A 19,801-nucleotide genomic window follows, 5' to 3' on the forward strand; every position below is an offset into this window, starting at 1 on the left:
AATTCAGAAGGAGGCTTTATGATGGAGAAAAAAATTCATTATAAGATGCATAAAGTTAAGAAGAACTGGGTAGCCATCGGTGTGACTACCTTAGCACTTATCGTAGCACCAAAAGTACTTGGTCTCGAAGCAGGTCTTGTCCACGCTGATGATGTTAAGCAGGTGGCAGTTCAAGAACCAACTGCAGCTCAGGATAGTGGCTCAGGGCAGCCAGTTCAAGTACAAGCTAACTCAGCTTCTCAGTTGGAAGCAGAAAAAGCAACTTCTGCAGACAAGGTGACTGATGCTGCTGTAGCCAGTGAAAAAACTGTTGAAACTGCAGCAAATACGGAAGCAGCTGCTACTCAAGAGCCAGCTAAGCCGGCAGTAGCAGAAGCAGCAACTACAGAAAAAGCGGCCGTTGCTGAAGAAGCAAAAGCAGCTAATGCAACATCAGAAACTGCTAAAACTGCAGCAATTGCTCAAGATAGACAAGCAAGTCCAGCAACTGCTGACAAACAAGCAAAGAAGACTGTTACAGACAAGATTGTTGCAAATCCAAAAGTTGCAAAGAAAGACCGCTTGCCAGAACCAGCTCAAAGACAGGGAGCGATAGCTGAAAGAATGCTTGCTGCTCAAGCCCAAGCGGCGCCTGTTAATACTGAGCATGATGATGATGTCTTATCTCACATCAAGACCATTGATGGTAAGAAATACTATGTTCAGGACGACGGTACAGTTAAAAAGAATTTCGCTGTTGAGCTCAATGGAAAAATTCTTTATTTCGATGCAGAGACTGGAGCACTGATTGATTCAGCTGAGTATCAATTCCAGCAAGGTACTAGCAGTCTTAACAATGAATTTACCAGAATGAATGCCTTCCATGGTACAACGGACAAGGACATCGAAACAGTTGATGGCTATTTGACAGCAGATAGCTGGTATCGTCCAAAAGCTATCCTCAAGGATGGAAAAACATGGACTCAGTCTACAGAGACTGACTTGCGTCCGCTTTTAATGGCTTGGTGGCCTGATAAGCAAACTCAGATTAGCTATCTCAACTATATGAACCAGCAAGGTTTGGGAGCAGGAGCTTTTGAAAACAAAGTGGAACAAGCTATCCTGACAGGTGCTTCTCAGCAGGTTCAGCGTAAAATTGAAGAAAGAATCAGTAAAGAGAGCGATACTAAATGGCTGAGAACACTGATGGGCGCATTTGTGAAAACTCAGCCAAACTGGAATATCAAGACAGAGTCTGAAACAACTGGTACTAATAAGGACCACTTGCAAGGCGGAGCTCTGCTTTATACCAATAGTGAGAAGACTTCTCATGCTAATTCTAAGTACCGCATCCTGAACCGCACACCTACCAGTCAAACTGGTACACCTAAGTACTTCATTGACAAGTCAAATGGTGGTTATGAGTTCCTACTAGCCAACGACTTTGATAACTCTAATCCAGCTGTTCAGGCTGAGCAACTCAATTGGCTGCACTTTATGATGAACTTTGGCAGCATCGTAGCCAATGATCCAACTGCTAACTTTGACGGAGTCCGTGTCGATGCGGTAGACAATGTTAATGCAGACTTGCTCCAAATTGCCTCTGACTACTTCAAGTCTCGCTACAAGGTTGGAGAAAGTGAAGAGCAGGCTATTAAACACCTATCTATCTTGGAAGCTTGGTCTGACAACGACCCTGACTACAACAAGGATACCAAGGGTGCTCAATTGCCGATTGACAACAAGCTTCGTTTTTCCTTGCTTTATTCGTTCATGCGTAAGCTTTCTATCCGTAGTGGTGTAGAGCCAACGATTACGAATAGTTTAAATGACCGTTCTTCTGAAAAGAAAAATGGCGAACGGATGGCCAACTATATCTTTGTCCGGGCTCATGATAGTGAAGTGCAAACCGTTATTGCCGACATCATCCGGGAAAATATCAATCCAAATACTGACGGTTTGACCTTTACCATGGATGAGCTCAAGCAAGCCTTCAAGATCTACAACGAAGATATGCGCAAGGCGGACAAGAAGTATACGCAGTTCAATATCCCAACTGCTCATGCTCTCATGCTCTCCAACAAGGACTCCATCACTCGGGTCTACTATGGTGATCTCTACACAGATGACGGTCAATACATGGAGAAAAAATCTCCTTACCACGATGCTATCGATGCCTTGTTGCGGGCTCGTATTAAGTATGTAGCCGGCGGTCAGGACATGAAAGTCACCTATATGGGTGTGCCTCGTGAGGCTGACAAATGGTCTTACAATGGTATTTTGACTTCTGTTCGTTACGGTACTGGTGCCAATGAAGCAACGGATGAAGGAACAGCAGAAACTCGTACCCAAGGGATGGCAGTTATTGCTTCTAACAACCCGAATCTCAAGCTGAACGAGTGGGATAAACTGCAAGTCAATATGGGAGCAGCCCATAAGAATCAATACTACCGCCCTGTACTCTTGACGACCAAAGATGGCATTTCCCGCTATCTAACTGACGAAGAAGTACCGCAATCACTCTGGAAGAAGACAGATGCCAATGGTATTTTGACCTTTGATATGAACGATATCGCTGGCTACAGCAATGTCCAAGTTTCTGGTTATCTGGCTGTTTTGGTACCAGTTGGTGCTAAGGCAGATCAGGATGCTCGTGTAACAGCCAGCAAGAAGAAAAATGCCAGCGGTCAGGTTTACGAGTCTAGCCCTGCTCTTGATTCTCAGCTGATTTACGAAGGCTTCTCTAACTTCCAAGAATTTGCAACTCGTGATGACCAATATACCAATAAAGTCATTGCTAAAAACGTCAACCTCTTCAAGGAATGGGGAGTGACTTCATTTGAGCTGCCGCCTCAATATGTATCTAGCCAAGATGGTACTTTCCTAGATTCTATCATCCAGAATGGTTATGCCTTTGAAGACCGCTATGATATGGCAATGAGCAAGAACAATAAATATGGTTCTTTAAATGACCTGCTCAATGCTCTCCGTGCTCTTCACAGTGTCAATATCCAAGCCATTGCGGACTGGGTGCCAGACCAAATCTACAACCTGCCAGGTAAAGAAGTGGTAACGGCAACTCGTGTCAACAACTACGGAACCTACCGTGAAGGCGCAGAAATCAAGGAAAAACTTTACGTTGCCAATACTAGAACGAATGGTACAGACTATCAAGGCAAGTATGGTGGAGCCTTCTTGGATGAACTCAAAGCTAAATACCCAGAAATCTTTGAACGAGTACAGATTTCCAATAGTCAAAAGATGACGACTGATGAGAAGATTACCAAGTGGTCAGCAAAACACTTCAACGGTACCAATATCTTAGGTCGCGGGGCTTACTATGTTCTTAAAGACTGGGCTAGCAATGAATACCTCAACAACAAGAATGGTGAGATGGTACTGCCTAAGCAATTAGTTAATAAGAAAGCTTCCACTGGATTTGTTAGTGATGCTAATGGTACTAAGTATTATTCAACTAGTGGATATGAGGCTAAGAATGCCTTTATCCAAGATGAAAATGGAAATTGGTATTACTTCAACAACCGCGGCTATCTGGTGACAGGCGCGCAAGAAATTGACGGCAAACAGCTCTATTTCCTCAAGAATGGTATTCAGCTACGTGACTCTCTCCGTGAAGATGAAAACGGCAATCAGTATTACTATGATAAGACCGGTGCCCAAGTTCTCAACCGTTACTACACTACTGACGGCCAAAGCTGGCGTTACTTTGATGCCAAGGGTTTCATGGCTAGAGGTCTGGTAACCATGGGTGGCAATCAGCAATTCTTCGACCAAAACGGCTACCAAGTCAAGGGCAAGATTGCGCGTGCCAAAGATGGTAAACTTCGTTACTTTGATAAGGATTCAGGTAACGCTGCTGCTAACCGCTTTGCCCAAGGTGATAATCCAAGTGACTGGTACTATTTCGGAGCAGATGGTGTTGCAGTAACAGGTCTTCAAAAACTTGGTCAGCAAACCCTTTACTTCGACCAAGATGGCAAGCAAGTCAAAGGTAAAGTAGTGACTCTGGCTGATAAAACGATCCGTTACTTCGATGCTAATTCAGGAGAAATGGCAGTCGGCAAGTTTGCAGAAGGTGCCAAGAATGAATGGTATTACTTCGATCAGGCTGGTAAAGCAGTAACAGGTCTTCAGAAGATTGGCCAGCAAACACTTTACTTTGACCAAGATGGCAAGCAAGTCAAAGGTCAAATCGTGACACTTGCAGACAAGAGTATCCGTTACTTTGATGCCAACTCTGGTGAAATGGCAGCCAACAAGTTTGTTGAAGGTGCCAAGAATGAATGGTACTACTTTGATCAGGCTGGTAAAGCAGTGACAGGTCTGCAGCAGGTTAGCCAACAAACCCTCTATTTCGACCAAGATGGCAAGCAAGTCAAGGGCAAGATTGTCTATGTCAATGGTGCTAACCGTTACTTTGATGCCAATTCAGGTGAAATGGCGCGCAATAAATGGATTCAGCTGGAAGATGGAAGTTGGATGTACTTTGACCGCAATGGTAGAGGCAGACGCTTCGGCTGGAACTAATAGCAATAGAAATAGCTGAAACTTAATCTTTAGCTTTCTAATAGACAAAAACGATAACTTCTTGTTTGGAAGTTATCGTTTTTGCTGTCTTTTAGGAGAACAAATATAAAAACAAAATTGATCTATCACATTTCTTTAACATCTTTCTTTTTTTCAATAGATAAGAGCAGAGCAATCACACCTATAATGCTGAAGATGAGCCAGCTAGCGTTCATATTCCAGAGGGCCAGGCTGCTGAAGACCATAGTACCAAAGGGGACAGAGAAAGAAAAGAGCAGACTTAGAAAGCTGGAAGTCTGAGCGAGAACATCAGAAGGCAATTTGCTCAGCAAGAGGGTGTTGATTTTGGGATTGATCTTGCCGGAGATATAAGCTAGTAAAAATCCAAAAGCAATGCCGACGAAAACAGGCAGATGCAAGAAGTTGCTGACAGCAAGCAGAATCATGGTAAGAGCAGCCCAGAGGGTTAGTTGATTTAGAGAGAGGCGGCTAAAGTAATCGTTGGGAGTCAGGCTGGCGATGACCATGGCTAGGACAAGAGCTGTCTGAAGAACCAAGAGAGACTGGCTAAAGGACAGCTGGAAGATGGGGTTGTCCAACAAGTAGAGATTATAAAGAGCTATAAGAGAACCTGCCATAGCGTTGACGACTAGGATTTGAGCCAGCAGTTTGAGAAAATTGTTAGAACCTTCCTGCTCAAAGATGAGCTTGGACGATGTGTACATTTTCTTCAACTCTTCCTTCAAAGGAGCTTTTTTCTCAGAAATTGCCACTGGGTCATGGGTCAATCGGCGGCGGGCTATGTAGAGGATGGTAGAGGATAGGAGAAAGGTCAAGGCGTTAACCAAAGCAACTAAGAAAAAGTCTTGCTGGCTGACGGTTAGGAGCCAAACTCCCAAAGCTTGTCCGGCCAGGCTGCAGAGAAAGCTGATAAGCTGGGTAAAAGAGAAGGCTTCCATAAGGTCATTCTCTGGAACATTCTTTTTTAAAATCGGCATTTGGAGACCGCTCCGATAGTCGCTGATAATATCTGAAAGAATATTCATCAAGCAGACGGCTGAAAAGGCTAGATAAGAGCTGGAGCGAGTCATGAAGGCAACAAGGACAAAGAGTAGTGCTTGAAGATAACCAAAATGAATCAGCCAACGAGCTTTATGGATGGTCTTGTCAGCTTTGATACCAGCAAAGATAGTAAAGAATGTCGGAACCAGAACGATAAAATTAGCCACAGCAATAGCAAACTTGGGATTGGGCATGCTGGAAGCAAATACCACAAAAACAATGTTGAAAATAGAAGCTCCCAAGGTGTTGAAGATTCGGGAAAGGCTGAGTGAGGCATAGACCCCATTTTTAAAAAATAATTTCATTGTAGGCTCCTTTTCTAAACTGAAAGATTGTATAAAAGCTGATTGGGTGCATCTGTAATCTAGCTTTTGTTTTTTCTCTTTCTGATGAACATTATAGACCGTTTAAAGCCAAAAACAAGGGCTTTTCGGCAACTGGTTAGGTCTCATAAGTAAGTGGTAAAATTCTGAAAGTGACTTGCGAGAGCTCTTTCTGCTTTTAGTATAAAATAGAAAATCCAATCTGCAGGAAATGTTGCGTATATTCAACGATTTTTGGGTGCAATTGTTAAGATGAGTAAGTTGGAATATATTTTGCATCAAAAAAACCACTTTCCAACTCAACATCGCTGAGCTTAAAAGCGGAAATTTGCATTATTTGCTATATTTTTGAAAAGCGGTATCAAGGGCTTCTTGATAGTAGTCAGCACTATGCTGACAGTTCAAGATTCGGAAAATGTTGACAGCTTGCTTCATTTGCGTAAGCCCCTCTTCTGTTTGCCCTTTCAAACAAGCTAATTCTCCCTGAGCAAAGAGATAGACAATTCGGAAATAAGTCTCATTTTCTTCGTAAAAGTGTCGCTCAATGACTTGTTGGAAATAGTCTGCCTGGGTGATGTTTTCCTGACTAATGGCCAGAAGATAACCATTGAGAAAAGTAGTATGCAGGGTATTGCGATTGTTGGCAAACAAGGCTGTAAAATCCTTTCTTGAGAGGATTTCTTTGGTGTATTGGGAAAACAAGTCTAGAGATAAAACCGGAGTGCAGACAGAGAAGAGATTGAGCTCGTAGCGGCCCCAAATATCAACTGAAAAGAGGTAATCATGCAGGAAATCCAGATCGCCTGGGCTGGCCTTCTCTGACTCCTTAAGGGCACAGAGATAGGCCTTCGCAATCAGGCGTTCAACCCAATCGCTAGCGCTCTGACTTTTTCGAGTGATTTTCTCTTTTTCCAGATAAAGTTCTTCTAAGAGGTCCAGCTGATTGGCTTGCAACAGGTCTTGGATTTGGCTTAAGAGTTCCTTGTGAGAATGATGATCCTGGATGCCGGCTGCAACGGTAAATTCTTCCGTTTCCGTGTGAATGGCGCTGAGAGCGCTAAAAAGTTTCTGTGCCGAAAGTTCGCTCTGCCCATTTTCAAAGCGAGAGAGCATAGATTTTGAAAATTCTCCGCCAGTTGCTTCGGATAAAGAGATGTGCCTTGCCTCTCGAAAAAATCTAAAAACTTGTCCCAGATGTTCCATTGTCTTCCCTCCTTACAATTTATTATAACAAAATAATTTTCAATAACATCGAAGCGCTCAAACATGATATAATATAAAGAAAAAACAAAGAGGAACTTATGTTGCATATTCAAGAAATTCGGAAGAATCCAGATGGTCTAGCCTTTGAGAAAAAGCTGGACTTGGCAGAGGAGTTAAAAGAGCGCAATACTGAGATTTTAGATGTTCAGGATATTGTAGCCAAAGGAAAGGTTCAATATGAAGACGGCCTCTATTTTCTGGATTATGACCTGTCTTATACCATTACTTTAACGTCCAGTCGTAGCATGGAGCCAGTGGAACTCAAGGAGTCTTATCTAGTCAACGAAATTTTCATGGAAGAAGGCCAGGCCGCATCGCAGGAACTGATTGATCAGGACTTGGTGCTTCCGATTGAAAATGGCGAGATTAATATAGCTGAGAGTGTGGCTGACAATATCCTGATGAATATCCCACTGAAAATCCTAACAGCTGAGGAAGAAGCCGGCCAAGGTTTTCTGTCTGGTCAGGACTGGCAGGTTATGACAGAAGAGGAATTCGCCGCTGCCCAGGAAGCTCAAAAAGAGAAGAACAATCCTTTCGCTGGTTTGCAAGGACTTTTTGATGAATAATTCTTGTAAAAATTTTGAAATCGATAAAAAATAAAAGAAAAGACAAATTGCTATGACCCGCACCCCAAAAGTTAGACAGAAAATCTAACGATTGGGGTGTTTTTGGTATGAAATTAGTTTATACAAATGAACTGAAAAGATAACCTAAAAAGAATGGCACTTCTTGGGTTCAGATTGACCTCAAATACAATATAGCTGGCCCAAATCTTCAATATTATTCCCCTGACTTAAAGCAAGAAATAATTGAGAAGATACTAGTAGATGGCCAGCCCTATACAATAAGCTCCCAAACTAAGTTTGGGAGCTTATTGATTTATATCTTCTGTTTGGCCTTGATAGTGGTAGATACAGAGTCGGTTTGCTTGGTCTGGACGACTGACGGTAAAGTGGAAGTAATGGTCTTTCTTGTCCAAACTTTTGGTCTTGGAAAGTTTGAAATGAGTGACCTGGCGGCTGGCCATGTGGAGTAGGATGTCATCTTCCATGACCATCAGAGGCTGGGGAAGATTGGAAAATTGATAAAAATCCTCTTGAAATTGATAGTAATTTTGGGAAAAATAGTCGAATTGAAGTTCCTCATGTACATTCTGAGTGGTCATTTGCTCCTCCTGAAGCATGTATCGAAAGAATCTGATGGATAGCAAGGCCTTTGTAATGGTCACCTTCCTGCAGGAGGACTTGCTTGCAGTCCAGATGAAAGATTGTAGCAGTAATGTCGGTCAGCCTTTCCTTATTAAGAAAGGTAATTCGGATGGGAACTTGCTGGCTGTAGGCTTGACTGAGTAAGTGGAATTTTTCCTGTCTATCAAGTTGGGGCAATTGGCTCATATCTAGTTCTTTTTTGTCCAAAGCAGTGCTATGTTCAGAGAGGAAAAAGCCAGCCCACTTAGCCATGCCCCGATCCTGAAAGTCACGAGCTGACTGATAGGGGAGGTAGGATCGGTCGGTCATGATAAGCCCTCCAGCCCTCCAGCCGAATGGCCACCTGTCAGCTTGCTTCGAGCGATGGCACGGGAGGAGTCCAGCAAAGCATTTCCCTTAAGCAGAGAGGCAAAGCCAAAGCGATCTCTGATGTGGTCAATCGTCTGTTGGAGCTCCTCTTCTTTTTGAATTTGCAGGGGATCGTCAAAGAGAGAAATCAGACCATAACCTTGATCGACAAAATCACTGTAAAAAACGCCAATCTGGCGGATAGCCCCGCCCTGATATTTGGAACGAAAAAGCTGAACGACGATTTGAGCCAATCGGTCACTGTTGTTAGTGGGCTCAATTTTTTTCTGTGTATGAATGGAAGGCAGGAGCTCCTGCTTGGAGTAACGGGCATAGATGGAGACACGCTGGCATTTCTTACCAGAGCGTCTGAGCCGAATGGCGACCTGCTCAGCCATTTCTCGGAAAACGAGTTCAATCTCTGCCTGTTGTCTGTAATCTCGGGGGAGAATTTGCGAATTTCCCAGGCCATGTGACTTGACCTGATAAGGCTTGTGCACATTGCTTTCATCAATACCGTGAGAATGAAACCAAAGCTGCAGACCCATAACCCCCATTTCTTTTTTGAGAATATCGGGATTAAAGTGAGCTAAATCATAAATGGAGTGGATGCCTAGCTTCTTAAGACGGGTGGCCGTTCGGTGACCGATGCCCCAAAAATCAGTCATTGTCGGAATAGTCCAGACCTTACTTGGCACATCCTCGTAGGACCAGTTGACCCGCATCTGTTTTGTGTGCTTGGCTTCAATGTCCAAGGCTAATTTGGCTAGAAGAGGATTGGCGTTGCTCAGGCCGATAGAGGCATAAATCCCGGTTTTCTTCCAGATAGCCTGTTGAATGCGGGCAGCCAGCAGGTCCAGTTTGGTCCTGTGGTCCAGCGTCTGATCGGGAATGAAGTAGTTGATAGAGCTTGTCAAATCTAGGAAGCCTTCATCAATTGAGTAGGGGAAAATATCATCGGGAGCTGCGAAATCCTGGAAAATTTTTTGAATTTCCATGTTTTTCTGGATGTAGTAGTTCATCCGAGGTGGGACCAATAAGGTCTTTTGAGCAGCATCTTCAATAAAGCGCACATAATCTGCTGTAATTGGTAGTCCCTGCTTGTGGGCAGCAGCATAGTTGAACTTGCGGGTGTGGACATCAAAAGGAAGATTATAGCTTCGGCTGACATTCTGGCTGCCGAAATTCTTTTTAAAGAGAGGAGTGGCAGCTAATATCAGTCCAGCAGAATTTTCAATTCGGCTCATGACACAGAGCGAGGTTTTTAAAGGGTCAAGGCCGAGGGAAATGCATTCGCAAGAGGCATAAAAACTTTTCATATCCACAAAAGCAATGTCTGAACGAGGCTCGCGTGAATAATCAAATAGGACCATAGCTTATACCTCAATCGGCAGAAAATGTCCAACTACGATACCAACAATGCTAGGTTGGTCTTCGTAGGGAGCAAAGAGATCCTCGTAGTCAGGATTGATAGACTCTAAACGAAGTCCTTCAGCTTCTCGGTAGACTTTTTTGATATAGGTCTTGCCATTCCACATAAGAGCATAGACTGCCCCATCGTAGTCGAATCCCGTCTGTTTCATAAGGGCAACAGAGCCATTGGGATACTTGGGCTCCATAGAATCCCCAGAGACCCAAGATGCAAAGTCGTGCTGGATATCTTGATCAAAGTAGACAGTTTCATAGTCTGTTTCATTGTCATAGTAACTGTGCCCGCGCCCTGCAGCTAGCTCAACGGATAGAACTTTATAGGCTGTAAGAGAGCTAACCTTGCGCTGTCTCTCTAGGAGTTGACTAGCTAGCTGATCAACTTCCTTTTTATGCGGTGGGGTTAGTAAAGGGTAGGTGTAGAGCGTACTGGTCTCATCCACAAAGTAGTTCTCTTGGACCTTGAGACAGGTGGCCAACCTCCTGAGATTTTTTGCGTGGGGTTCTGCTAGACCATTTTCCCAAGCTGAATAAGTCTTTCGAGAGATGCCCAGCTCTTGGTAAATGGAAGCCTGTGCCAGATTAAGCTCCAGCCGGCGTTTTTTTAATTTTTCATGCGAAAACATATCACACCTCCTATGTAACGTTTTAAAAGTTACATATAGTATAACAGATAAAATAGAGAAAAGCAAGTTCTTTATTGAATATTGTTATTTCCATCAAGAGTGTGGTAAACTGTAGGGAGGAATATGACTTGGAGGTAGAGAGATGTTTCCAATGACAGCAAAAACGATCATGACAGAAGAAGCTTATCGCCGTTTCGCTTGGACCAATTTCTGGTATAAAAAAAATGGAATCTTCTCACTGATTCTCCCTGAGATAGTGGTGCTGATATGCGGTGCAATCTGTTTTTTTATCGGGGAACCTTTGCCAGGCGTAGCTTTTCTTGTTACTGTGGCTGTCCTTCCTTTTCTTTACTATCTGTCCATGAATCGACATATTAAAAAGTTTTATAGAGGCAACCCCCTCTGGCATGATATAGAGCAGGAGTTTAGCTTCTATGAGACAGACTTTCGTGTCGTTAATCGGAATAACAATGCCAGATTTGACTACCAAGATATTATGGCGATTATAGACAAGCCAGAAACTTTTTATATTATGGTTGGTCGGTCAATGGGACTGATCTTGGATAAGGCAGACTGTCAGCCTGAATTAATTGATTTTTTACTGAAATTAAAAGAAAACAGAAGTCTCTAATTTGGGGTGCTTCTGTTTTTAATCTGTCAAGTTTTCAAAAAATTGGCCTCTTGTGCGATGTGTGTTATAATGTTTTTTATGAGAGTTGTTGCAGGTAAATACGGGGGTAGGCCCCTCAAGACTTTGGACGGTAAGACGACTAGGCCTACGACTGATAAGGTCAAGGGGGCAATTTTTAATATGATTGGTCCCTATTTTGACGGCGGTCGGGTGCTGGATCTTTATTCTGGGAGCGGGAGTTTGGCCATTGAGGCTATTTCGCGAGGCATGGAGACAGCTGTCTTAGTAGAGAAGGATCGCAGAGCTCAGGCTATCATTTCAGAGAACATTCAGATGACCAAGGAGCCGGAACGTTTTGACTTGCTCAAGATGGAGTCTGGCCGATCCTTGGAAATATTGACGGGAGCTTTTGACTTAGTCCTCTTGGATCCGCCTTATGCCAAGGAGCAGATTGTGGCTGACCTTGAGAAGCTGGAGGAAGGCCAGCTCTTGAGCCAAGATGTCCTAGTAGTCTGTGAGACAGAAAAGGAAGTGGAATTACCTGAGGAAATCGCAGGGCTAGGCATTTGGAAACAGAAGATATATGGAATTTCAAAGGTGACGGTGTATGTCAGATAAGATAGGATTATTCACAGGGTCTTTTGACCCGATGACCAAGGGCCATGTGGACCTGATTGAGCGGGCCAGCAGGCTCTTTGATAAGCTCTATGTAGGGATTTTCTATAACCGGGAAAAGTCTGGCTTTTTCACAATTGAAGCCAGAGAACGGATAGTCAAAGAAGCTCTGCAACATTTGCGAAATGTCGAGGTCATCACTTCTCAGAATGAGCTAGCAGTGACAGTGGCCAGAAGACTAGGAACCCAAGCCTTTGTGCGCGGTCTCCGTAACAGTCAAGATCTAGACTATGAAGCCAATATGAACTTTTTCAATCAGGAATTGGCAGGAGAAATGGAGACGATTTTCTTGCTCAGCAAACCAGTCTATCAGCATATCAGTTCATCACGTATTCGTGAGCTGATTGCTTTTCAGCAGGATATCGCGGCCTATGTGCCCCAAAGCGTAATCAAAGAATTAGAAAGAATCAACGATGAAAAGAATTAAGAAGTTTATATTGCCGACGGTCATTGGCGTCACTATTGCCTTTTTTATAGCAGCTCTTTACGTTCGTCTGCCTTATTATATAGAAGTTCCTGGTGGTGCCGAGGATGTTCGTCAGGTCTTGCTGGTTGATAATAAGGCCGACAAGGAAGCGGGTTCCTACAACTTTGTGACGGTCGGAGTAGAGCAGGCAACCTTTGCTCATCTGGTCTATGCTTGGCTGACCCCTTTTACAGATATTTATTCTGCCAAGGATATGACGGGTGGCTCCACGGATGAGGAGTTCAATCGGATCAACCAATTTTACATGGAAACATCACAAAATATGGCTAAATATCAAGGGTTGACAACGGCTGGTAAAGAGATCAAAATGGACTATCTGGGAGTTTATGTCTTGCAGGTGGCTGATAACTCAACCTTCAAGGGAGTTCTCAATATTGCTGATACGGTAACTGGTGTCAATGATAAGACATTTGAAAGCTCTGAGGAGCTGGTTAAGTATGTCAACTCGCAGAAGCTTGGGGATAAAATCAAGGTGACTTTCCAAGAAGATGGTCAGGAGAAATCGGCAACTGGTAAGGTTATCAAGTTGGAGAACGGTAAGAACGGGATTGGGATTAGTCTGATAGACCGGACGGAAGTCAGCAGTAATATTCCGATTACATTTTCAACTGAGGGTATCGGCGGTCCTAGTGCTGGTCTCATGTTCAGTCTCGCTATTTATACCCAGTTGGTTGATCCGACCCTTCGTGACGGCCGCGATATTGCAGGGACTGGCAGCATCAGCCGAGAAGGCGAAGTTGGTGAAATCGGCGGAATTGATAAGAAAGTTGTTTCAGCAGCCCAAAGCGGAGCAGATATCTTCTTTGCACCGAACAATGAACTCACAGAAGAAGAGAAGAAGCTTTCTCCTAATGGGAAGAATAACTACCAAACGGCTCTGGAGACAGCCAAGAAGATTAAAACGGATATGAAAATTGTTCCAGTTAAAACGCTGCAGGACGCCATTGACTATCTGAAAAAGAATAAGTAAGATCTTAGCTTTTGCTAAGATTTTTCTTGTGAGACAGACAAGATCAGCTGGTCTTCTCTGCTTTAAATCGTCTGACTTTTTTCAGAAAGATATTTTTGATGAAAAGTCCGCGAAATACTGGCTGATTTATGATAGAATAAAGTGTTGTAGATAAACTATCCAAGATTGTTAAAGGAAGAGTATGCGTAAAGATATTTCACCTGAATTGTATAATTATAATAAATTCCCAGGACCAGAGTTTAAACAGATTGATAGCAAGATTGTTGCAGAAAAATTCGAGTTTGAATTGATTGAGAACTATAAGGAAGGCTTTGACTTGACTGCCTTTCATCAGCGCTTTTCAGAAATTCTCACCAAGTTTGACTATATTGTCGGTGACTGGGGCAACGAGCAGCTGCGCCTGCGCGGTTTTTACAAGGATGAGCGGGCTAATGAAAGCGATGAGAAGATTAGCCGCTTAGAAGACTATTTGCTGGAGTACTGCAGCTACGGCTGTGCTTATTTTGTCTTGGAAAATCCAAATCCCCAGCGCGCTTCCTTTGATAAAAAATCGCATGGCAAGAAAGAGTCAGAAGGTCGGTCAAAACGTTCTCGCAACAGCCGTTCAGGCAGCAACCGCAATCGCAGAAGTGACCGAGACCGAGACAGTCGTTCTAAAAGGGACAATAAGCGCTCTCGCAGCAATTCCCAGCAAGATAGGCAGAGAAAGCCAAAAGACAGCAATCGCCATTTTGTAATTCGCCAGAATAAAGGAGAAAAATGAAACCATCTATTTATAGCTTAACGCGTCAGGAAATGATTGAATGGGCGGAAGCTCAGGGAGAAAAGAAATTCCGTGCTGCCCAGATTTGGGAGTGGCTCTATCGCAAGCGGGTCCAGTCTTTTGAGGAGATGACCAATCTATCCAAGGACTTGATTGCCAAGCTAAATGATCAGTTTGTCGTCAATCCGCTTAAACAGCGCATTGTTCAGGAGTCGGCTGACGGTACGGTCAAGTACCTCTTTGAGCTGCCGGATGGTATGCTGATTGAGACGGTGCTCATGCGCCAGCACTATGGACTTTCAGTCTGTGTGACCACCCAAGTAGGTTGTAATATCGGCTGTACCTTCTGTGCTTCCGGCTTGATTAAAAAGCAACGCGATCTCAATAACGGTGAGATTGTAGCTCAGATTATGCTGGTTCAGAAGTATTTTGACGAGCGTGGTCAGGATGAGCGGGTCAGCCACATCGTGGTTATGGGAATCGGTGAGCCGTTTGACAACTATGACAACGTGCTCAAGTTTGTCCGGACGGTCAATGATGACAAAGGTTTGGCTATCGGAGCCCGCCATATCACGGTTTCGACTTCAGGGCTGGCTCATAAGATTCGTGACTTTGCCAATGAAGGTGTGCAGGTTAATCTAGCTGTATCCCTCCATGCCCCGAATAATGATTTACGGACCAGCATCATGCGGATTAACCGGTCCTTCCCTATCGAAAAGCTTTTTGCGGCTATCGAATACTATATTGAGACGACCAACCGTCGTGTGACCTTTGAGTACATCATGCTCAATGAAGTCAATGATGGGGTAGAGCAGGCCAAGGAACTGGCTGAGCTGCTCAAGAACATTAAGAAGCTGTCTTATGTCAATCTCATTCCTTACAACCCCGTTAGCGAGCACGACCAATACAGTCGCAGTCCCAAAGAGCGCGTGATGGCCTTCTACGATACCCTCAAGAAAAATGGAGTCAACTGTGTGGTTCGTCAGGAACATGGTACAGATATTGATGCAGCCTGCGGCCAGCTGCGTTCCAATACTATGAAGCGTGATCGCGAGAAAGCATTGGTAGAAAATGTTCAGCCTTAAGAACTACCTGACTTCAGACGGTGAGTTGACTGCTAAGGGACGGAGATTGCTGATCGGAGGAAGCTGGCTCTATTTCTTGATGCTTTGCATTCTGTGCTTTATTCCTCAAGTTCCAGAGCCGGGAATGGAGACGCCAGGAATCCAGTATTTTGGTCGAATAGTGGTTTTGTTAATCCCTTTTAATTCCTTTGTCAATATTGGCGAGATTACCTCTTGGATCCAGCTGGTCAAGGTCTTTATCCAAAATCTAGCCAATATCTTTCTGCTATCGCCCTTAATCTTTCAATTGCTTTGCCTCTTTCCGAAGTTGCGGAAGACAAAGAAGGTCGTATGGCTGAGCTTTGGGATAAGCCTGTCTATCGAAGTGACTCAGATTCTGCTGGACCTTCTTATTAACGCCAATCGAGTCTTTGAGATTGATGATCTCTGGACCAATACTTTGGGTGGTTATCTGGCTTGGCGGGCATTTCAGCTTGGTCAGAAAATCTGGAAAAATCGTCAAGGCGACGCTTTCAAAAGAGATTAGCGAGAGAAAGGTTCGGATTTAGGAGAAAAAATTAAATTTTTTCTTGACAAGAAAAAGGGAAAGGCCTATAATAAAATAAATCATCAGAAAAGTAATAATTTTTTCTACTTTCAGGGAGTCTGTGGTTGGTGGAAACAGGCAGTGGAAGATTATGAAGTGGGCTGATGCAAAAAATGAATTTGAAGCAATAAAAATTCGGTGAGCACACCTTACAGTGCAGCTTGTTGTTAGACAAGACAGAGATATGGAGGCAGTCTATACTTTGCTCCATAATTGAGGTGGCACCGCGATTTTACGCCCTCACACAGAGTTTTTTCTGTGTGTGGGCTTTTGTTTTGCTTGAAAATAAAGAAATGAGGCAATCAAGATGACAGAAACTAAAGGATATTTTGGACAATTCGGCGGCTCCTTTGTACCGGAGCCTATCCAGGCCTTGCTGGATGAATTGGAAGCTACTTTTGAGAAGTATAAGGATGATCCAGAATTTTTAAATGAATACCGGCATTATTTGGCGGATTATTCAGGTCGGGAGACTCCGCTCTACTATGCAGAAAGTCTGACCCAGCACCTGGGCGGAGCGAAGATTTATCTGAAGCGGGAAGATCTCAATCATCTGGGCTCTCATAAGCTCAATAATGTTTTGGGGCAGATTCTTCTAGCTAAGCGCATGGGCAAGACCCGAGTCATCGCTGAAACTGGAGCTGGTCAGCATGGTGTGGCAACTGCGGCAGCCGCAGCTAAGTTTGGTATGAAGTGCGATGTTTACATGGGTGCAGAGGATGTAGAGCGCCAGCGCCTTAATGTCTTCCGCATGGAAATGATGGGAGCGACTGTTCACGCTGTGGAAACAGGAACCAAAACTCTCAAGGATGCTGTGGATGCAGCCTTTGGGGCTTGGATGAGTGATTTGGAAGCCTTCTATGTTTTGGGTTCTGCTGTCGGTCCTCACCCTTATCCGACGATTGTCCATGAGTTTCAAAAGGTGATTAGTGAAGAATCTCGCCGGCAGATTTTGAACAAGGAAGGCCGCTTGCCAGACTATGTCATTGCCTGTGTAGGCGGTGGCTCCAATGCTATCGGCGCTTTTTCTCAGTATGTGGCGGATGAAGAAGTCAAGCTGGTTGGTGTTGAAGCGGCTGGACGGGGTCTTGATACAGACCAGCATGCAGCGACCATGACCAAGGGAAGTGTCGGAGTAGTGGACGGCATGAAGACCTACGCTGTCTTTGCTGAAGATGGTCAGGTGGCGCCGGTCTACTCCATTTCGGCAGGCTTGGACTATCCTGGAGTTGGTCCTGAACATGCTTTCTTTAAAGATTCCGGTCGAGTAGAATACGTGGCAGCGACAGATGATGAAGCTGTGGATGCCTTGCTTCTCTTGACACAAAAGGAAGGAATTTTGCCAGCGATTGAAAGCTCTCACGCCATTGCTGAAGCCATCAAGCGAGCTCCGCAATTATCATCTGACCAAATCATCATTATCAATGTATCTGGTCGTGGAGACAAGGATGTGGCAGCCATTGCCGACTATCTAGAAAAACGAAAATAAAATACCCAGCAGAAGAGTAGTAACATCCCTCCTTTCAGAGAGTCTGTGGTTGCTGAGAACAGGCAGGAGAAGTTATGAAATGGGCTGCTGGAGTCAACATTTAGTCCTTTAGTTGAACTTTTATCACTTTGTTAGCTTACTTTGCTGTAAAATAGTATGCTGCCTTGTGCTAAAAGGGATCTAAATGACTGCAAATAGGTAAATGAGATGTGGAGCCTGAAAACTCCATAACTGAGGTGGCACCGCGATGATACGCCCTCACAGGATGAACTGTGTGGGCGTTTTTCTGTAGTTCTGGAGCCAGTTATGACAGTGGACAGGTGCTATCTGTTCTTGTGGAATACGGTCATAGCTAGTAGTTTGTTCCTCCTTAAACGCTTCTGATTAAATAGAAAGAAAAATTATGCAAAAGATTTTACCAGCTGATATTTTATCGCCGATTCTGGCTTATATGCGGATTCAGGGTGACCACAAGGTGATTTTGGAAAGTATTCCGAGAGATAGCGAGACAGCCCGCTTTTCTATCCTAGCCTATAATCCAGTCTTTGAAGTCCGCTATGAAAATGGCCAGTTAACAAAGAATGGGCAAGTAATCAAGGCAGATCCCTTGGACTATTTGCATGAGTTAGCCGTAAAAAAAGATCATCATTCAGACCTGCCTTTTGGTGGTGGAGCCATCGGTTTTGTTGGCTACGATATGATTTCCCTCTATGAGGAGATTGGCCAGATTCCAGCTGATGTGATTGGGACGCCGGATATGCACTTTTTCGTCTATGAGAGTTACATGGTTTTTGACCATAAAAAAGACAAGGTCTATATCCTTGAGGAGGCCCTCTACAGTGATAGAAGCGAAGCTGATTTAGCTGCCAGTCTGGAGAGGATTATGGTTGAGCTGGCGCAGCCAGCGGTAGATGAATTTTCACCGCTGGAACTATCCAGTTTGAACTTCCAGAGTCATATCGAGCAAGCAACTTTTGAAAAAATGGTGGAAGAAGCGCGTAGCTTGATTCGGCAGGGAGACATGTTCCAATGCGTTCTCAGTCAGCGTTTTTCAGCAGAGTATTCTGGTAGGCCACTGGATTACTATCGCAATCTGCGTGTGACCAATCCTTCCAACTATCTCTACTTTTATGATTTCGGGGATTATCAGATCATCGGAGCCAGCCCAGAAAGTCTGGTCTCTGTCAAGCAGGGGCAGGTTACGACCAATCCTATTGCTGGGACCAGACCGCGCGGGCAGGATGAAAGAGAAGATAAAGCCTTGGCGAAGGAGTTGCTGGCTGACGAGAAGGAAGTGGCTGAGCATCGTATGTTAGTTGATTTAGGGCGTAATGATATCGGTAAAATTGCCCAGAATAACAGCGTGGAAGTCACTAAGTACATGGAGGTAGAGTATTTCCGCTATGTCATGCACCTGACCAGTGTGGTCCGTGGTCAGCTTCTGCCTCAACTGACAGCTATGGATGCGCTCAAGTCAACCCTGCCGGCCGGCACCGTTTCGGGTGCGCCTAAGATTCGAGCCATGAAACGGATTTATGAGCTAGAGCAGGAAAAACGTGGCGTTTATGCGGGGGCTATTGGCTATCTGTCTGCGACAGGCGATATGGATTTTGCCATCACTATACGCACTATGGTTTTGAAAAATGGCAGAGCTTACGTTCAAGCTGGAGCGGGTATTGTTTATGACTCGATCCCTACTAATGAATACCAAGAAACCATCAACAAGGCCAAATCAATGACCAAGATAGGAGAGATGCAATGATTTTATTGATTGATAATTATGATTCTTTTACTTACAATCTAGCCCAGTATATCGGCAATTTTGCAGAAGTTAAGGTCTTGCGTAATGATGATGCAGGCCTTTATCAAGCGGCAGAAGAAGCTGATGCTTTGGTTCTATCTCCGGGTCCAGGCTGGCCAGCAGATGCAGGACGGATGGAAGAACTTATCCGTGATTTTACTAGTAAAAAGCCGATATTGGGGATTTGCTTGGGGCACCAAGCCATTGCAGAAGTATTTGGCGGAAAGCTAGGATTGGCTCCCAAAGTCATGCACGGCAAACAAAGTATTCTGCGTTTTGAGGGAAAATCTCCTATCTATGAGGGGCTAGAGGATGGACAGCCGGTTATGCGCTATCATTCGATTTTGATTGAGGAGATGCCGGAGGATTTTGAAGTGACGGCTCGGGCGGCTGATGATAACTCGATCATGGCTATCCAGCACAAGAGTCTGCCCATTTATGGTTTTCAGTATCATCCAGAAAGTATTGGCACGCCGGACGGCTTGTCGTCTATCAAGAATTTCATCGATTTAGTAAAATAAAGGAG

At 44.2% G+C, this 19,801-nt stretch carries 18 protein-coding genes and 1 other annotated feature; of the genes, 12 read left to right on the plus strand and 6 right to left on the minus strand.

Features of this window, described 5'->3' with window-relative positions; translation table 11 throughout:
* Nucleotides 1-18: 18 nt before the first annotated feature.
* Entirely contained in the window at nt 19-4,527 is a 4,509-nt protein-coding gene (locus tag J1C86_RS03030; protein WP_125405531.1) for a glycoside hydrolase family 70 protein, read from the plus strand.
* 125 nt (nt 4,528-4,652) lie between these two features.
* Here J1C86_RS03030 and J1C86_RS03035 read toward each other — a convergent pair whose 3' ends face one another.
* On the minus strand, nt 4,653-5,894 hold the full coding sequence (locus tag J1C86_RS03035) for a transporter (protein WP_125405534.1): 1,242 nt from the start codon (nt 5,892-5,894) through the stop codon (nt 4,653-4,655).
* Nucleotides 5,895-6,245: 351 nt separating this feature from the next.
* Complete coding sequence (locus J1C86_RS03040) at nt 6,246-7,115, minus strand: Rgg/GadR/MutR family transcriptional regulator (protein ID WP_125405536.1); 870 nt, start codon at nt 7,113-7,115, stop codon at nt 6,246-6,248.
* Between the two features lie 98 nt (nt 7,116-7,213).
* On the opposite strand from J1C86_RS03040, the gene J1C86_RS03045 reads away from it, so the two are divergent.
* Nucleotides 7,214-7,744 carry a YceD family protein gene (locus J1C86_RS03045; protein WP_125405539.1) on the plus strand — a complete coding sequence of 177 codons (531 nt, stop codon included), beginning with the start codon at nt 7,214-7,216 and terminating at the stop codon, nt 7,742-7,744.
* Nucleotides 7,745-8,049: 305 nt separating this feature from the next.
* Here the strand turns inward: J1C86_RS03045 and J1C86_RS03050 are convergent, their stop codons facing one another.
* From J1C86_RS03050 to J1C86_RS03065, 4 genes are read right to left on the minus strand one after another with little or no spacing between them, the layout of a single operon-like run.
* A complete protein-coding gene (locus J1C86_RS03050; RefSeq protein WP_002902584.1) occupies nt 8,050-8,343 on the minus strand; it encodes a DUF5960 family protein in 294 nt (97 codons plus the stop codon).
* Entirely contained in the window at nt 8,321-8,695 is a 375-nt protein-coding gene (locus tag J1C86_RS03055) for a hypothetical protein (RefSeq protein ID WP_125405542.1), read from the minus strand. Before J1C86_RS03055 ends, J1C86_RS03050 begins: the two co-directional genes overlap by 23 nt.
* On the minus strand, nt 8,692-10,107 hold the full coding sequence (locus J1C86_RS03060; protein ID WP_125405545.1) for a Y-family DNA polymerase: 1,416 nt from the start codon (nt 10,105-10,107) through the stop codon (nt 8,692-8,694). Before J1C86_RS03060 ends, J1C86_RS03055 begins: the two co-directional genes overlap by 4 nt.
* Before the next feature lie 3 nt (nt 10,108-10,110).
* Nucleotides 10,111-10,788 carry a helix-turn-helix domain-containing protein gene (locus J1C86_RS03065; RefSeq protein ID WP_002900956.1) on the minus strand — a complete coding sequence of 226 codons (678 nt, stop codon included), beginning with the start codon at nt 10,786-10,788 and terminating at the stop codon, nt 10,111-10,113.
* A 142-nt stretch (nt 10,789-10,930) separates the two neighbouring features.
* On the opposite strand from J1C86_RS03065, the gene J1C86_RS03070 reads away from it, so the two are divergent.
* The 10 genes from J1C86_RS03070 (at nt 10,931) to J1C86_RS03115 (ending at nt 19,796) form a co-directional block, all read left to right on the plus strand.
* Nucleotides 10,931-11,419, plus strand: a complete 489-nt coding sequence (locus J1C86_RS03070; RefSeq protein WP_002921995.1) for a YcxB family protein — start codon at nt 10,931-10,933, stop codon at nt 11,417-11,419.
* A 69-nt stretch (nt 11,420-11,488) separates the two neighbouring features.
* Nucleotides 11,489-12,037, plus strand: a complete 549-nt coding sequence (gene rsmD, locus J1C86_RS03075; RefSeq protein WP_185755731.1) for a 16S rRNA (guanine(966)-N(2))-methyltransferase RsmD — start codon at nt 11,489-11,491, stop codon at nt 12,035-12,037.
* Entirely contained in the window at nt 12,027-12,521 is a 495-nt protein-coding gene (coaD, locus tag J1C86_RS03080) for a pantetheine-phosphate adenylyltransferase (protein WP_002921993.1), read from the plus strand. The genes rsmD and coaD overlap by 11 nt, the downstream gene beginning before the upstream one ends.
* Nucleotides 12,508-13,551 carry a SepM family pheromone-processing serine protease gene (locus tag J1C86_RS03085; RefSeq protein WP_125405547.1) on the plus strand — a complete coding sequence of 348 codons (1,044 nt, stop codon included), beginning with the start codon at nt 12,508-12,510 and terminating at the stop codon, nt 13,549-13,551. Before coaD ends, J1C86_RS03085 begins: the two co-directional genes overlap by 14 nt.
* A gap of 181 nt (nt 13,552-13,732) precedes the next feature.
* The gene (locus tag J1C86_RS03090) at nt 13,733-14,314 is read left to right on the plus strand and encodes a YutD family protein (protein ID WP_125405550.1); all 582 of its coding nucleotides are present in this window, start codon (nt 13,733-13,735) and stop codon (nt 14,312-14,314) included.
* Nucleotides 14,311-15,399 carry a 23S rRNA (adenine(2503)-C(2))-methyltransferase RlmN gene (gene rlmN / locus J1C86_RS03095; protein ID WP_002911938.1) on the plus strand — a complete coding sequence of 363 codons (1,089 nt, stop codon included), beginning with the start codon at nt 14,311-14,313 and terminating at the stop codon, nt 15,397-15,399. The genes J1C86_RS03090 and rlmN overlap by 4 nt, the downstream gene beginning before the upstream one ends.
* Nucleotides 15,386-15,925, plus strand: coding sequence for a VanZ family protein (locus J1C86_RS03100; RefSeq protein ID WP_125409405.1), 540 nt, complete (start codon nt 15,386-15,388; stop codon nt 15,923-15,925). The genes rlmN and J1C86_RS03100 overlap by 14 nt, the downstream gene beginning before the upstream one ends.
* Before the next feature lie 75 nt (nt 15,926-16,000).
* Nucleotides 16,001-16,230 (plus strand) — a binding site (T-box leader).
* 62 nt (nt 16,231-16,292) lie between these two features.
* Complete coding sequence (gene trpB / locus J1C86_RS03105; RefSeq protein WP_125409403.1) at nt 16,293-17,474, plus strand: tryptophan synthase subunit beta; 1,182 nt, start codon at nt 16,293-16,295, stop codon at nt 17,472-17,474.
* A gap of 403 nt (nt 17,475-17,877) precedes the next feature.
* Entirely contained in the window at nt 17,878-19,236 is a 1,359-nt protein-coding gene (gene trpE, locus J1C86_RS03110) for an anthranilate synthase component I (RefSeq protein WP_048772679.1), read from the plus strand.
* The gene (locus J1C86_RS03115; protein WP_002900940.1) at nt 19,233-19,796 is read left to right on the plus strand and encodes an aminodeoxychorismate/anthranilate synthase component II; all 564 of its coding nucleotides are present in this window, start codon (nt 19,233-19,235) and stop codon (nt 19,794-19,796) included. The genes trpE and J1C86_RS03115 overlap by 4 nt, the downstream gene beginning before the upstream one ends.
* Nucleotides 19,797-19,801: the final 5 nt, after the last annotated feature.

This window comes from Streptococcus sanguinis (assembly GCF_050220005.1).
GTDB classification, from domain to species: Bacteria; Bacillota; Bacilli; order Lactobacillales; family Streptococcaceae; genus Streptococcus; species Streptococcus sanguinis_Z.